This window comes from Yoonia tamlensis, from assembly GCF_900115105.1.
GTDB lineage: Bacteria > Pseudomonadota > Alphaproteobacteria > Rhodobacterales > Rhodobacteraceae > Yoonia > Yoonia tamlensis.
In genome coordinates, this window is sequence record NZ_FOYP01000001.1 from 897073 (window position 1) to 912210 (window position 15138).

Annotated in this window: 10 protein-coding genes and 1 pseudogene; 4 read left to right on the forward strand and 7 right to left on the reverse strand. The window is 53.6% G+C overall.

The annotated features are described in order from the left end of the window. The first annotated feature begins 16 nt into the window (after positions 1–16). The 3 genes from BM320_RS04750 to BM320_RS04760 all read left to right on the forward strand — a co-directional run bounded on the left by BM320_RS04750 (position 17) and on the right by BM320_RS04760 (position 4363). Positions 17–1174, forward strand: a complete 1158-nt coding sequence (locus BM320_RS04750; protein WP_131802283.1) for an SH3 domain-containing protein — start codon at positions 17–19, stop codon at positions 1172–1174. A gap of 111 nt (positions 1175–1285) precedes the next feature. Next, complete coding sequence (locus BM320_RS04755) at positions 1286–1798, forward strand: SH3 domain-containing protein (RefSeq protein WP_165614988.1); 513 nt, start codon at positions 1286–1288, stop codon at positions 1796–1798. 51 nt (positions 1799–1849) lie between these two features. Continuing rightward, complete coding sequence (locus BM320_RS04760) at positions 1850–4363, forward strand: hypothetical protein (RefSeq protein WP_090197085.1); 2514 nt, start codon at positions 1850–1852, stop codon at positions 4361–4363. A 1581-nt stretch (positions 4364–5944) separates the two neighbouring features. Here the strand turns inward: BM320_RS04760 and BM320_RS04770 are convergent. The 6 genes and pseudogenes from BM320_RS04770 to BM320_RS04795 form a co-directional block, all read right to left on the reverse strand. Continuing rightward, positions 5945–7287 (reverse strand): annotated as a pseudogene (locus BM320_RS04770) (IS3 family transposase). Between the two features lie 572 nt (positions 7288–7859). After that, positions 7860–8867, reverse strand: coding sequence for an endonuclease/exonuclease/phosphatase family protein (locus tag BM320_RS04775; protein ID WP_090197091.1), 1008 nt, complete (start codon positions 8865–8867; stop codon positions 7860–7862). After that, positions 8864–9904 (reverse strand): ABC transporter ATP-binding protein, encoded by a 1041-nt coding sequence (locus tag BM320_RS04780; protein ID WP_090197094.1) that lies wholly within the window; start codon positions 9902–9904, stop codon positions 8864–8866. Before BM320_RS04780 ends, BM320_RS04775 begins: the two co-directional genes overlap by 4 nt. A 10-nt stretch (positions 9905–9914) precedes the next feature. Continuing rightward, entirely contained in the window at positions 9915–10796 is an 882-nt protein-coding gene (locus BM320_RS04785) for an ABC transporter permease subunit (RefSeq protein ID WP_090197096.1), read from the reverse strand. Between the two features lie 11 nt (positions 10797–10807). Further along, positions 10808–11689: an ABC transporter permease subunit gene (locus BM320_RS04790; RefSeq protein ID WP_090197099.1), complete on the reverse strand. Its 882-nt coding sequence runs from the start codon at positions 11687–11689 to the stop codon at positions 10808–10810. A 70-nt stretch (positions 11690–11759) separates the two neighbouring features. Continuing rightward, on the reverse strand, positions 11760–13064 hold the full coding sequence (locus tag BM320_RS04795) for an extracellular solute-binding protein (RefSeq protein ID WP_090197101.1): 1305 nt from the start codon (positions 13062–13064) through the stop codon (positions 11760–11762). A gap of 427 nt (positions 13065–13491) precedes the next feature. Between BM320_RS04795 and BM320_RS04800 the strand changes: the two genes are divergently transcribed. Next, positions 13492–13722 carry a hypothetical protein gene (locus BM320_RS04800; RefSeq protein WP_090197104.1) on the forward strand — a complete coding sequence of 77 codons (231 nt, stop codon included), beginning with the start codon at positions 13492–13494 and terminating at the stop codon, positions 13720–13722. 552 nt (positions 13723–14274) lie between these two features. On the opposite strand, the gene BM320_RS04805 is transcribed toward BM320_RS04800, so the two are convergent. Next, positions 14275–14937: a lysoplasmalogenase family protein gene (locus BM320_RS04805; protein WP_090197107.1), complete on the reverse strand. Its 663-nt coding sequence runs from the start codon at positions 14935–14937 to the stop codon at positions 14275–14277. Between the last annotated feature and the right edge of the window lie 201 nt (positions 14938–15138).

The following is a 15138-nucleotide window of genomic DNA, read 5'->3' on the forward strand; positions in this document are numbered from 1 at the left end:
GTTCCGCATATGCGCCATGATCTGCCTCTTCTGCGGCAGTAGCCTCGCGGCCCAGGATGTGCGCGACGGATTAAGCAATTGGTACGCTCGGTTTGAGGCCTTGGAAGCCTTAGGTGGCTTTGAAATAGCAGCCGACATTATCCATTATACGGGGCAATCACAGATCACGGCAGATTTGCAGATTTATGACGTAGGTGCCCCCTGCGCGGCCACGTTAGAGTACACATTTTGTCCGGCGTTACGGCTTGCAACCAATGAATATGGGTCTGCACAGGTCCACGTTCTACAGAGCCAATACCTTTCCAATGGCCTCGGTGACGACGCCGTGGAAATTTCGTTTCGCATTGGGCAAGCGCCCGAGGTATACCGTCTGGCTCTGTCAACGGGGCCGCGCCGCGATACCGCATCGCTTTTCACTGGTGCAGACGTTGCCCCGATCTGGCAGGGTATTGCCTTTCGTGGCCCGCATGTGTGCGAAGAGATGATGTGTTCAGCGGATGTTTTTGCCCAAGCCAAACAGCCGCAGCCCGCCGGATTGCCGCACGGCTTGCATTTTATACGTGATGACGCCGGGCGGGATCTTGGGAATATCTCGTTTTGGGATAGTCCGACAGGCCCTTCGGCGACGGGCGCGTTATTTGGGCTTTTTGGCAGCCCTGTCGCGCATGAAACGCAGTTTACTTTTGATCGTCAGGCCGCCGAAGCGCTGTCGTTGAAAGTGACAACCCGTGACGCCAATAGCATCGCGCAATGGTCGGGGCATTTGTTGATCGACACGCGCAGCCATCCGCCGCGGGGAACGCTGTTCATCGGTAACGAAATTTTTTTAGTGACATTGACCCCTGTGGGCACGTCTCCAAGTACACCCGAAGACGAATACGACACGCCCGGTTTTGGGATTTATAAATACACCTACAGATTACGCGACATCCCCGCCAACAGCAGCTTAAATCTACGCAGTGCGGCAGATCGCACATCAGCCATTGTCGGCACATTGGCGGGGAATGTGCAGGGCCTGCAAGTAATCACCTGCCTCCCCGAGATCGACAATATCATGTTTGAAGAATTCACGGCCGCCCAGCAAGCGGCAACTTTGGCCCGTGTCTGGTGCAATATCACCACCGGAACCGTTCAAGGTTGGATGCCGGGGCGATACCTTGTGATTAACCGATAAGAAGGGGCACACATGTTTCAACGCGCAAAAATATGTACGTTTTGGATTCTTTGCGCCGCGCCATGCACAGTGCAAGCCGACACCTTGACCTATTCTCACAACGGATCTGACATGGCGGTTGAGGTGGAAGGTGCGCGTGTCACAATCCGATACCTGACACCGCGACAAGGGTTGCAGGACATTGGGGTCAATGCAGGCACCGTGCTTTTTAGCGGACAACACGGCGATGGGTATCTTGACGGTATGGCCCAGATATTCAGCGCAAATTGTGGGGCCTTAGACTACTTCGTCTTTGGGGATTTCATCCAAGGGGCTGATTTCACGCTGCGCGGGGTCGCCCCGGTTTTGGCCACCGACAGCTGCCGCGTGGTGGATAATGTAAGCGGTACAGGAAACGGGGTGCTTGTTTTCAATGTGACACCACAAACGCAGGCGGGGTGTTTGCGAGGCGTCAACACGACCCTCAACGTCCGTGTAGGCCCTAGTGTAGATTACGGCGTGATTGCCGAACTGCCAGCCGGAACCTGCAATCTGCGCATGATGGGCCGGTGTGATAGCGCATGGTGCAGCATCAAGGCCGGCGGAATCGTGGGATGGGTCGATGAAACATATCTAGCCCGATAGTGCGGCACAATTTTGATGGTTTTCACTTAGACCGGTTTGGCGGAACGATTTATGAACTTATTCACGACAATTTTTACATTCAGTGCCGCGATCCTTTTCGCGACACATGTGCAAGCAGACCAAGCCGCAGACGTGGCCTGCGATGCTGTGGGGCTACCGGTACAAGTGACCAGCTTTCAGACGGCAGCCCTCAATTTGCCATTTGATCAAGTGGACACACCTGTCGTCTGGCAAGCCGTGCTTTTAACTCCCCAAGATGACCGTCTGCTCTGGCTCCAAAACCCCGAACCCGCATCAGACACGAGGCTGATCATTCCCCTGATTGAATGGGCAAGTTCAGGTGTCGATACGCATGTATTATTAATGGCCAAAGATCAAAATGAAGATGTGGTTTTTGAATGCCCACCGCATCCGTTGCGGATTTTGCCCCCCGCAATTCGACCAAACGCCTACCTTGAATTAATCATGCACAACAGGGAACTGGCTGTCCGCACGCAAAGATTGATCGACATGATCACGCCGGAGGCAGCCCCGTTGATGACCCGCCAAGAGCAAAACGCACTTCATCTCGAAGACCTTGATAATGCGGAACACTATCTGAATGCGGATGCGCAAACGCAACGTGTTCAAGATGCAATTGCGACATATGTTCTGGACCTGCCCAATACGGCAGCCGTGCAAACACTGGATATGGTCTTGGCATCGCCCCAACAAGCATCTGTTGTCGATAAAATTAGTTTCAATACATCAGATTTTTCGGCGCAAACCCTTGCATTTCAACCCGATCTTGACCGTTTCGCGTTGCATAACGCTCAAGACTTTATCGCAAGTGGTCTGCGTACATGTCCGCAGACTGAGGATGAATTGCAACAAATGGTAGCGGCACTTGATCAGGCCAACCAAGACACAGGCGGCACCATATACGCCAAAGAAAAGGCGACTTTGAAATCAGTCGAAGTCGTTTTGATTGCGTCCGGTGTCGGTTTGGTGAGCGGAAGCACCAAAGCTGCCACGACAACAGCGAACACGCTCAACACTTATCTGGCATTTCAAACACTGCTGGATGACGTCATACGCGGCACCTATCCATCTAAGTTTACCAACCTATTCGCAACAGCAACCCCAGACGCGATCTATGCAGACAGTTTGCCAGAAGACCGTATCTTTCGCGTCGAAACAGTCGAATTGACAACACTAAGCGCCGGATGGTCGATGTCGAAAGCTGCCTTTGATTTCACGATGGCAACTATAGGTGGCAAATCTGTGCCGGGCGACCTTAAACAATTGCTTGTCGCTGCCCCCAGAAATCGCGCAGCCCTTGTATCACGGGTGCAAGCAGCACATCAGAGCTTTCGCACAACAAGCCATGCGGCCACCCGCCATGCACAGCTAGATATTTATCTGTCCGGCGCAGAAGGGGTCAGAGACGGTGAGATCCTGAACAATGCTTACAGCCACATAACCAAGTACCTTGGCGAGACCTCTGAAATCAGAACCCCGCCAGAGATATGCCGCTTGGACCTGACCGCATCAACCTTGATCGCCGCAAATACGGTAGACCTCCCGCTTGGCAATGCCCTGCGCGCCGTCAATATCGGAATTGAGAACCGGGAATTTACAGCCGTAAACACAGGTCAAGGGGCTGTTGCGATCACTTTTGAAAACTTACCACCAGAATTCAAAATCATTCCTGAGCTGCCAACAACGACCGTCCGGATTGATATCCCGCAAATTGCTATAACGATTGACGGTCCCGGCGACATTTCACCCTATGGGACCGGAAATTACGAATTCACCATAGAGAATAGCGCCCCTATCGCGTCACCGACTGTGAAATGGGACCATCTTCCGCCAAATTTGGTAGCCGCAGGTCCGCATAACCTGGATGGGTACGCAATGACGCCCTTGGACGTCACCTGTGAGGCCCGCACCATGCTTTTGACAGCGACCTACAACGGGGCCTTTCTAGATGAGATCGACGTGGCACCGTTTGCTTCACGTCAGGTGACATTACTTGCGGATCAAGATGAATGTGAAGACGTCGAAGACCAGCCCGATGTCGACGCTCCAACATGGGACGCCGTGCGCGGACAATGGCTAGAGACACCATTAAATGATCCTTTTGTGTGTACATTTCTTGGGTCGGCAATCGGTTCCGGACACGGACCCGGGCAGACTGTCGTTGCGCGGGGGTGTAAACGAATTGACGAAGCGACGTTTGACTTTGCCGACAGCAACACCCGTTTAATCGTCAATGCATTGGGCATGGAGTTTAGATTTCAAAAGTCTGAACAACGTTACACGGATATACGTGATCAGATCCTATTTTACGGTGGCCGTTCAATTACAGCCTACCCGCCCATGGACCTGTTTCGGATCGAGGTCGATGTTGAAGATCTACAAAGTCAAAATCCATTTATTTATGAAAGCGAGAACTACGGCTTCAATGATTTCGCAACTTATGCGATTGTATATCGTAACACGTTGTACGCGATGGGAGGGTTTTCACAAGCTGACTCAGGCTTTGAAACCATATACCGTATTCCCAATTCTGCGACCAAATAGTGTGGATCAAGACCTAGATACGACCTCGCACATACTCCACTCATCACGCATCGGAAAGCCAATATTAAATGCATAGCCGATAACCTCTTTACTGTGCAAACATTACTGCAGCGCAGCATAGAGTAGCATTGTCAAAGTCCGCTATGGACCGGAAGCAACAGACTTGATTTTCTGAACTCGCAAATTGATGCGTGATGGCATCTGGAAAACGGGGCTCAAAGCGGATCTTCGTTCGAAGTCGAGTGAATGACTGCTATACATTCGGGCGGCATTTCGACGGGCGCGTAAAGTTTGCCGATTGGTGGCTGGGTTCTTGGATAAGTTGAAGGCAGGATGAGCTAACTGTCTGGATGGTGCAATTATCAATGTCGTCAAGTGAAGCTAAAACTCTGATACGTAGGGCCGTTTGTCGGCATTTCGTGTTATGGGCCTACGTCCGAGAAGGAGAGTGCTTGCTTGCGTTCGGGGATGGGTTTCGTGCGATAGTTGAGAGCTTTTTGGAAACGCGCAATGAACATGTTAAACTATTCGAGCGCTATTGCGCATCGCTTGATGCAAAAGTTTTAAAGACGCTTGCTGATGTGTCCTAACCTGCAGGCCTAGAACAACACGCAAACGAGATCACTACGTTGCGAAAAGCTGCGTTCACTGCCATTGCACCCAGAAATAAATTCGTCCTGATCGCGATTGGTGCGTCTCCTGACGAGGCCGCTGATTCTAAGATGTGGAGTTTGCGCGATAGCTTTGATGGCCAGGAGTTGATGTGGCTTTCACTGGGTCTTGAACCAACGCCCGAACTGAACGAACAGTTTCAAAATATAGGTCAGGGCGGGGAGACTTCGACGCGTTTGTTGGAAAAGAAGCCGTCAAGCGGCTCAACATCATTAATCGGTCAGAAACGCTTGGCGTATATGGTTTAGGAACAGCACGAGATACTAGAGCCCGGGAGTGGTTTAATTCAGTCGAACTTGAGGCCCCACGGGTTTTGGCGATATGCTTCAAACCACGGCAGTTCGTCTTGATGCCAGAGATCAAAGTCAAGATGTGGCCGCAAACAGTGGAAGTGTTAAGGCATCAAGTCCTGACCCACGAGGTGTTCGCTCTATAGCCAAGCTTGTTGCGGCGATGGCAACAGATGAATACGGCTGGGACCACTCAGATAAGAGAAGCCCAATTGCAGGCAAGCTTGAGTAGGTTTGCTACAAGCTTGGCGTCTCCGTCAGTCGGGAAACGATTTTGAAGTACCTTAGGATGGGTGCATCCTATTTCCCCGAAGATGAATAACTAATCGTACTACGATTAGATGAGTTTTCTTTCAGTGTTTTCAATGAGTGGAATTGTTTGGATAGGCGCGTTTTCTATTCGCACCATACCAATATGGATCATGTCAGCTTTGCGAGCATCACAGCACATGAGGCAATACGATGACACACAGACCAGAATTCCGCCGGACCGGGTTGGTCAGAATTTCGCAGATATTGGCGCCCGTTGGTCCAATTCCCGTATCTGTTCGTCGTCAGGGTTTTTGGCACCAAGTGCGGCTTAAACTAAGAGAGCGTTTGGCTCATCTGGTTGGTTTTATTATGCGGCGCGTTGTCTGTTATGCAAGCGGCGCACTTCGAGCGTCTTTCGTTTGATCCTTTCCCTTTGCTGTAGAATGGCTTTGTCACGGCCGAAGTAGACGTCGGCGGGTGTGACGTTGTTGATGCTCTCGTGGTAGCGCTGGTGGTTGTAGTGATCGACGAAGGCTTCGGTCTGGGCTTCAAGATCACCCGGCAGGAAGTAGTTTTCCAGCAAGATGCGGTTCTTCAAAGTTTGATGCCAGCGTTCGATTTTGCCTTGGGTTTGCGGATGATACGGCGCACCACGAGAATGCTTCATGCCTTTGTCTTGCAACCATTCTGCCAGATCGCCCGAGACGTAACTGGATCCGTTGTCGCTGAGCAGACGTGGCTTGTGAACGACATGAACTTGATCGCAGCCAGATGCCTTTAGCGCCAAGTCCAGCGTGTCGGTCACATCTTCAGCGCGCATGGTCGTGCAGAGTTTCCAGGAGACGATGTAACGGCTGTAATCGTCAAGGACCGTGCTGAGGTAAACCCAGCCCCATCCCATCACCTTGATATAGGTGAAGTCAGTTTGCCAAAGCTGATTGATGGCCGTCGTCTTGTGCTGGAACTCATTCGCTGCCTTGAGCACAATGAAGGCGGGACTGGTGATCAGATCATGGGCCTTCAGCACACGGTACACCGTAGATTCCGAGACAAAATACCGTTCTTGATCCGTGTACGTCACCGCAAATTCGCGCGGCGACAGCTCTGTTTCTTGCAAGGCGAGGTCGACAACCTTGCGCTTCACCTCGTCAGGAACGCGGTTCCAGACGTGCTTCGGCTTGGGAGATAGATCCTGCAATCCAGCCTTACCGCGTTGCAGATAACGATCATACCAACGGTAGGATGTCGTCCGTGGGATACCCAGTTTGGCCAATGTCCGACGGGCAGACAGATGGCTTTCCTCGCCCCGCAGGATGATCTCTAACTTCTCAGATGCGGGATACCTCATTCGGGGTCGCCCCCACCGTCGTACATGCTTTTTTTGAGAAGACGCAATTCAAGCGTCTGCTCTGCAACCACCTCCTTAAGGTCCTTTGCTTCCCGGCGCGGTTCCTTCACTGCGTCCGTGGTGGCGGCTCGCGCCGTATCGCCAGCAAGACGACGCTTACCAGCTTCCATGAAGTCCCTGGACCACTTGTAATAAATGCCCTGCGATATCCCTTCACGGCGACACAGCTCCGAGATGCTGTCTTCGCCACGCAGGCCATCCAGTACGATCCGGATCTTATCTTCAGATGATTAGTGTTTGCGCGTGGCGCGCTTGATGTCTTTGACGATCTTCTCGCCGGGGCTCTTCGTTGTCTTTCTCATCGTCCACGCCTCAGTGGCTACGATGAGCAACAAACACTATCTTAGCAAATCGACCTATTTGGACCCATAAGTTCTGACGTCAGACAAGTTTTCTGATAGTCATGCGAACAGTATTGCTATCCGCGATCCATGTGGTGGATGCAGCCTCTGGGTGGTGTTCTGAACGCAATGGCCATTTCCAACGCACGGATCGCCAAGTCCCGTGGTAATCCCCCCATTTTTAGAGGGGCGCGTCAATATAATCTAAGCTGCCTTCCGAAATTCTTCTCTAGTTTTCGTAAGGGCACTTTCTGGCCTATAACCTACGTGTAGATTGTTTGAAGTTAGAGTACGGACGTCTTCACTACCGTCATTAAATCGGTTCTAGCATTTCACCTGTGGGCGCCAGCACCGCAAGTAAGGACGGCCCAAAGTCGTTGCTGGCGTTGGTACTAGTGGTGCCGCACAGCGTCCTCAAACCAGATATCCACTCTAGGTTGCTCTAAATCCCGCAAATATTGAACACCCTCGACGGGTTTCGATCTACTTTTGCTGGCGCACAATGAACCCCTTCATAGGGTTCGACGTTCCCATCAATCCGGAATTTCAGCTTTGCACCAAACGTAGTCGTGATCCGAAAGCGGCCTTCCATCGGCCATTGTCGATGCCACAACGCCGCGGTCCAAACTCTTAAGGTCACGACCGGCAAGCCAGTCCAGCTTCATTACACGGTCCGGATGGGGCGAAATAAGGCTCGGGCGGGTGCTATTACCCGGCGCGGTAAAGTCCCACGCATAGCCCCGACCCTCTGCCAGCGAAAACAGCGTCTCGTCGCGCCAATCGAAAAGCGGCCACAAGTGATTTCCAGTGTTGAGGTCGCCGCCGATGATAACAGGCAAATCAGGCGCGAACGCGTCTATCGCGTCGAGCAGTCGGAGCATTTGCACGTGCCGGTGGGCTGCATCCGCATTGCTTTCGAGATGGGTAGATGCCACGCACAATGGCCCGTTCCCCGTTGGCACAACAGCGAGGAGCGCCATACGCCCGCCCAACCGTGGTTGCTCGGGGTCGACAGTTTTCGCGTCGCTCGCAAACCAATGGCCGTGATCGTCCAGCCGGATCAGCGCGGTGCGCTCAAACGGGACCGAAGACAGGATCGCATTACCGTGCCAGCCCAATGCATTGAAGTCGTCCGTGCAATAGGCGCGCTCCGTGGCGCCGCCCAGATCAAGCTCGTGGAACTCGACCCCGAAGGCGTAGGCCATGCCAAGCCGAGCGGCCATCACTTCGGTTGTGTGGCGCTGGCCTGTACGGGCCATGCCGTGATCGACTTCGGACAAGAGCACAATATCGGGTGCGACGGGCGCAAGGTGGGCGGCCGTGTCTTCCGGGAAAAGGCAACGTTCCACATTCCACGCCGCAACTGTGAATTGTGATCCTAGAAGAGAGGCGGACGCGGTGCCGCCCTGCTGAATTGCATTCATCGCAGGCGTCTGTGCCAACAAGGCGCGGTGGGCGTCGGGGGTGCGCGGTGCGGACACGATGTTTGCCTGCTCTGCGGCGGTGATCGGCGGAAGTTCTGCCAGCTGAGTTGTGATCATAACGCGAGCCCCGACTTGGCATCGAACAAAACCACAGCGTCGGGATTGATCGACATGCGAATCGGCCCAGCGGAGACGACGACATCCTTGCCGACGTGGATCGTAAGCTCTTGCCCGCCCAACTGGCCGTGCAGCAGACGGTGCGCGCCCAGTTCTTCGACTATATCAACAGTGAAGGGGATGTCGCATGTTGGCCCGATCTCGATGTCTTCGGGGCGGATGCCCAAAGTGACGGGGCCATCAGCGACCTCGGCGGCCACCGAAATGGTTTCACCAACGGTCACGCGCCCGCCCGAACCTTTGGCAGTCAGCAAGTTCATCGGCGGCGCGCCCATGAAGCTGGCAACAAAGGTCGAGGCTGGACGGTGATAGATTTCAGCGGGCGTACCGATCTGTTCGATGCGGCCTGCGTTTAACACGATGATCCGGTCGGCCATTGTCATTGCTTCGACCTGATCATGGGTCACATAGATCGAGGTCACACCAAGGCGGCGTTGCAGCGCCTTAATCTCGATCCGCATCTGGTGACGCAGTTTAGCATCCAGATTGGACAGGGGTTCGTCGAACAGGAACAACGCCGGATCGCGCACAACGGCACGGCCCATGGCCACCCGCTGACGTTGGCCGCCAGATAGCTGGCTTGGCTTGCGGTCCAGATACTCTGTCAGGTTTAGCATCTTGGCCGCGGTTTGCACCTTGTCTTCAATCTCGCTTGCGGGGGTTTTGCGGTTCTTCAGCCCGTAGCCGATGTTCTTGCGCACGGTCATATGCGGGTAAAGCGCGTAGTTCTGGAAGACCATCGCGATATCGCGGTCAGCCGGATCAACGTGGTTCACATTGCGATCCCCGATCGACAGCGCCCCTTCGGAGATGTCCTCCAGCCCTGCGACCATGCGCAGCAGCGTGGACTTGCCACAGCCCGACGGCCCGACCAGCACAACGAATTCCCCGTCTGCAATGTCAAAGCTGGTGGGTACGACGGCCTCATACCCGTTGGGGTAGATCTTGCGGATATTGTTAAGCGATACTTGCGCCATGTCTTCTGTCCTATTTGTCGGATTCTGTGAGGCCCTTGACGAACCAGCTTTGGAAAATGATCACGACCAGCACAGGCGGCAGGATCGCGATGAGGGCCAGCATATTGGCACGGCCATATTCTGGGATGTTTGTCCCCTCGAGGTCTTGGGTCAGTTGTTTGATGCCGCGCACGAGGGTGTACATACCCTCTTCGGTCGTCACCATCGTCGGCCAGAGGTATTGGTTCCAGCCGTAGACGAACATAATAATGAACATCGCAGCGATCATGGTTTGCGACAGAGGCATAAGGATATCTATAAAGAATTTCACCGGACCCGCGCCATCAATCCGCGCGGCTTCGACCAGTTCTTCGGGCACAGAGCGGAAGAATTGCCGAAAGAAAAAGGTCGCCGTGGCCGAGGCAATCAGCGGCACGATCAGGCCGGTGTAGGTGTTCAGCAGCCCCAGCTGCTGCGCGATCTCGTAGGACGGCAGGATACGCACCTCGAGCGGCAACAGCAGGGTGGTAAAGATCAGCCAGAATGCCAGCGTGGCAAACCGTAGGCGAAAGTAGACCAGCGCATAGGCGGCCATCATCCCGATGACAATCTTGCCGATCGCAAAGCCGATGCCAAGGATCAGAGAGTTTATCAGCATCCGCAGTCCAGTATTTTCGCCCGAAAAGCCGGATGCCTTGAACATTGCCGCCATAAAGTTGTCGTCGAAGCGGTCGCCGATAACAAATTCCGGCCCGTTCTTGATGGTTTCAAGGTCGGTCGTGGTGGTCGTTTGCAGCACCATCAGCAATGGCACCAGCATAAACAGTGATCCAAGGATCAAAATGGAATGGTCCATCACGCGGCCCCATTTGACGGGGCGTTTTGCAACGGGAATATGTGTGGTCTCGGTCATGTCCGGCCCCTTCAGGTATAGTGGATGCGGCGTTCGACCAGTCGGAACTGGAATACCGTTAGGGCAAGAACAAGCACCATTAGGATGACAGATTGTGCAGAGGATCCCCCCATATCATTGCCGCGGAACCCATCGACGTAGACTTTGTAAACTAGGGTCATCGGGTTGTTGCCGGGTTCACCCTTTACTAGCGTATCAACCACACCGAAGGTGTCGAACAATGCGTAGGTGATGTTGATAATCAGCAGAAAGAAACCTGTGGGGGCCAGCAATGGAAACGTCACGTCCCAGAAGCGGCGGAAGGATGATTTTGCATCAATCAACGCAGCCTCGCGGACGGATTTGGGTATGGATTGCAAACCCGACAGAAAGAAGATGAAATTCACAGGTACCTGTTTCCAGACTGACACCAGCACCATCGCGAATGCGGTATCGTTGAAATTAACGCCGAGCTTGAAATCCCACCCAATCGATTTGGCCAGCTCTGTCAGCGGTCCCCAGCTTTGGTTGAACATCAATAGGCCGATAAAGCCCGCAACGGGCGGCGCAACCGCGTAGACCCACATCAGCAATGTGCGATAGGTCTTTGCGCCGCGGATCACATTGTCGGCCTTCACTGCCAGCAACAATGCCAGCGCGAGCGAAAAGAAGGTCACAAGCACTGTGAACAACACGGTAAACTTGGCGATGCGCCCGTATTCCGAGCTGCCCGTCAGATGGATATAATTGTCAAACCCCACAAAACTGGATCCGAACCCGAAAGGGTCTTCGAGGTAGAACGACGACTTCACCGCGTGGGCGGCAGGCCAGTAAAAGAAAACGGCGATAATTGCCAGCTGCGGCAGCAACAAAAGGATCGGTAGCCAACGCGTGGCAAAGCCTGCTCTTTTCATAGTGTCCTCGGGGTCATGAAAGGGAAGCGCCCGCACGATTGTACGGGCGCTTGGGTCACGGTGAAGTGACTTAGTTCTGCGTTTGTGCGAAACGGGCCAGCAACTCGTTTGATTCAGCTTCGATCGCGTCGAATGCGTCATCTACAGATGTTTCACCCGTCAGGATGCGCCCGAATTCACGGTTCATCACATCACGGATTTGCACGTAGAACCCCATGCGGTAGCCGCGTGTGTTTTCGCTCGCATCCAGTGACAACTGCAAGATACCTGTTTCAGCGGCAGGGAAGCGGTCATAGTGGCCGTCGGCGGTTGCCATTTCATATGCGGCAGTTGTGATCGGCACATAGCCTGTCTCACGGTGCCACATATACTGCACCTCGGGCGAGGTCAGGTATTCGAAGAACGCAGACGCAGCGGCATTTTCTTCGTCAGACTTGCCAGACATCGCGAATAGGGCCGCGCCGCCGATGAAGGTTTGCTTTGGCTCAGTTGTAACCGCTTCCCAATAAGGCAGATAGGTCGCGGAGAAATCAAAGCCGAGGTCCTTCTGGGACAGACCACCAAAAGAACCCGAAGAGCCGAACCAGATCGCAACCTCACCTTCTTCGAACGGTGTTTGGTTGTCGCCCCAACCTGTACCGAACCATTCAAAATAGCCCGCGTCCTGCCATTCAGTCAGTGCGGTGAAATGCGCTTTCAGCGGTTCGATATTAACGAGGATTTCAGTGCCTTCAGCGCCATCATACCCGTTATTATTGGTCGCAAATGGCAGATCGTTGCGGGACATGAAGTTTTCAACGAAAATCCACGGCAGGTGCGATTGTGCCATCGCGGTATAGCCTGCGTCTTTCAAGGCGGGCGCTGTGACCGTTTCGAATTCTTCCCATGTGACGGGCGGTGTGACACCAGCCGCTTCAAGCGCTTGCACGTTGTAATACATGATGGGCGAAGAGGAGTTGAACGGCATGCCGATCATTTTGCCGTCTGCGTCGGCGTAGAAGTAGCGCACACCAGAGATGTAGTCGGTGATGTCGAAGTCGACGCCATTGGCTTCCAATAGATCCTGAACCGGAACAGTCGCACCTTGGGCCGCGATTACTGTTGCCGCACCAGCATCAAAAACCTGCATGATATTTGGCTGTTCGCCTGCGCGGAATGCGGCAATGCCGGCTGTCAGAGTTTCTTCATATGTGCCTTTGAAGACGGGGGTGATGGTGTAGTCGTCCTGGCTGGCGTTGAAGCCTTCGGCGATCTGGTTGACGGTTTCGCCAAGAGCGCCGCCCATGCCGTGCCACCAAGTGATTTCGGTTTCGGCAAAGGCTGTGTTTGCCAACATGCTAAGCGCGGCAGCTGAGCTTATCGCGATGTTCTTCATGATCGTACTCCGGTGTCATGTTTCGCACGCCCCGTGGCGCGCATCTTATTGGTCGGGCGTAAAGCATCGCCCTTAAACGGAAAAAATGCGTCATGACGGCACTCACGTCCCGCCTGACGAACATGCAGGTCGTCTGCACTGGGCGTCGGCTACGGCGGTCGCGTGACGCTTGTGTGAAGGATATGTATGGGTTTTGTGACAGTGCCCGCACGGGGCAAAGTTTCATCATTCTGTTACGCTGGCGTCACCGAACCATCATGAAACCCGCCATCCTGTGTGCCGGAATTCATTCATATTAGGACCACAGAATGTCCCTTAGCCTCATCGGCATGAGGTCGACACTCGCGCTTGCGGTGACGGGCGCGCTTGCGGATATGAGCGTTAACCGTAGCGCGAGTCTCGCGACCTTACCAACAACGTCGACACATTGGCGGAATCCTCGGCCGAAATCATCAGCGTCTCTGACGACGGGATGACGCTGGTCTATTCCGACAGCCCGCTTGGCATGATCGACATCACCGAACAAAACGCAACAAAGCCGATGGGCAACATCGCCATAGCAGGCGTGAGCGCATCCGAAAACTACACCGCCCCATCGGGCCCGCTGAAAGCCTTCGAAATCACCACAGGGGCCGATGCTGACGCCATTTCAGCATAGGTGACTAAGCGAAAAATCGGCGTATGCCTATTGGCCCAATTCAGTTTTAGAATTAGCTGTCAATGGACTGAGAATGCGATATGCTGCGGTTCGCGGCCTTATTGAGTTCTACCGCAACCCCAACGCCCCCAATTGCCACAGATATCTTATAGCGTCGCATCTGCAGCGAACTTCTGCTTCCCGCCCAAACTGCGAGAGTGACGGTCGCTGCCATCTGCCGCTTTCGCCGGGGACATTTGTCTAGTGGCCTTAAGCTTGATTTCGTACGGTCATGTTACGTCAGCAATAGAACGCTAGAGACGCTATATGGGGGTGCGATTAATATTGATTCATATTTTATCAATTAATAACAGTACGCTAAATTCTAAATAGGGGGCCGTGTGGGCACTATTTAAACCAACAGCTTAGAGATTTTTGGCGCTCCTGGTTGGGCGCGTGGTGGCGCAAATGGATTGGATGTGCTGATCCTATGTCGGAATCCTAGTCAGCCTTTGATCCAATAGGTTTGCAACAAAGGCAAGAATGGGCCAGTGGCATGTTTTTGGCATCGGTTCAAATGGCTGCCAAAAAGGAAAACAAGATCAGTGATTGGCCGCCCCAGTATAGGAACCACAGAAGTTTGGCCGGGCCATGGCGAGGACCGGTTGCGTCTTTAAAAACAAATACTTCGAACCCCAGGATCGCATCAGAGGCGATAAACATGAGCGCACCCAATATGGTCAAGGCAAACGGCCATTTCGCAGGGACATTAAGAGCGCAAACACCCATAACAACGATCACAAGGACATAGATCAAGACCGGCATGCGCAACGCACCCAAATAGGGAAACAGGCGCCGCGTGATCAGGCCCGCAGTGATAAACAATGCCGCACTTGCGCACAGTAGAAGCGGATTCGAAACAAATGCAGCACATGAACCGCCATAGCCGATCAACAGGCCAATATATGCCATGTGGCCGATCAGGAACGCGCCCAGACCAAACAAGAAGTTCCGCTCGCCTTCGCGCGATAAGAACACGTCACCTATTGTGCCTAACACCAATGCAGCGGTCAAAAGCATTGGTGCGCCGCATAGCGCCCCGATCGTGGCGAGCGATGCAACTGACGCGGCTTTGACAATCGTGCGCAATGTGCTTGGGCGCTGGTGCACCAGCACGCTGCCATACGCCAAAGCACAAAGGGCCGAGAGCCCCATAACCAAGTAGACAATATTCATTGTGACCTCGTTCGCGTGACACTGATGCGGGCCAAGGTAACGCAGCTATGCGGAAAATACCCGTATGACGTCACGATAGAATCGCAGTCGGGCACAAAATACGAAGCGCGTATTTGCGAGGGGTGCGCCCATAGAAGATAACTGCTGTTGTGGCCGTTGGTATCAGATGGCGCAAAAGCATTGTGTTAAATGCAATTTGGG

Excerpts from the sequence above, each read along its gene's own strand:
- BM320_RS04775 (WP_090197091.1), bottom strand. The coding sequence starts at position 8,867 with ATGATCACAACTCAGCTGGCAGAACTTCCGCCGATCACCGCCGCAGAG.
- BM320_RS04755 (WP_165614988.1), top strand. The coding sequence starts at position 1,286 with ATGGCGGTTGAGGTGGAAGGTGCGCGTGTCACAATCCGATACCTGACA.
- BM320_RS04785 (WP_090197096.1), bottom strand. The coding sequence starts at position 10,796 with ATGACCGAGACCACACATATTCCCGTTGCAAAACGCCCCGTCAAATGG.
- BM320_RS04780 (WP_090197094.1), bottom strand. The coding sequence starts at position 9,904 with ATGGCGCAAGTATCGCTTAACAATATCCGCAAGATCTACCCCAACGGG.
- BM320_RS04750 (WP_131802283.1), top strand. The coding sequence starts at position 17 with ATGATCTGCCTCTTCTGCGGCAGTAGCCTCGCGGCCCAGGATGTGCGC.
- BM320_RS04790 (WP_090197099.1), bottom strand. The coding sequence starts at position 11,689 with ATGAAAAGAGCAGGCTTTGCCACGCGTTGGCTACCGATCCTTTTGTTG.
- BM320_RS04805 (WP_090197107.1), bottom strand. The coding sequence starts at position 14,937 with ATGAATATTGTCTACTTGGTTATGGGGCTCTCGGCCCTTTGTGCTTTG.
- BM320_RS04795 (WP_090197101.1), bottom strand. The coding sequence starts at position 13,064 with ATGAAGAACATCGCGATAAGCTCAGCTGCCGCGCTTAGCATGTTGGCA.
- BM320_RS04760 (WP_090197085.1), top strand. The coding sequence starts at position 1,850 with ATGAACTTATTCACGACAATTTTTACATTCAGTGCCGCGATCCTTTTC.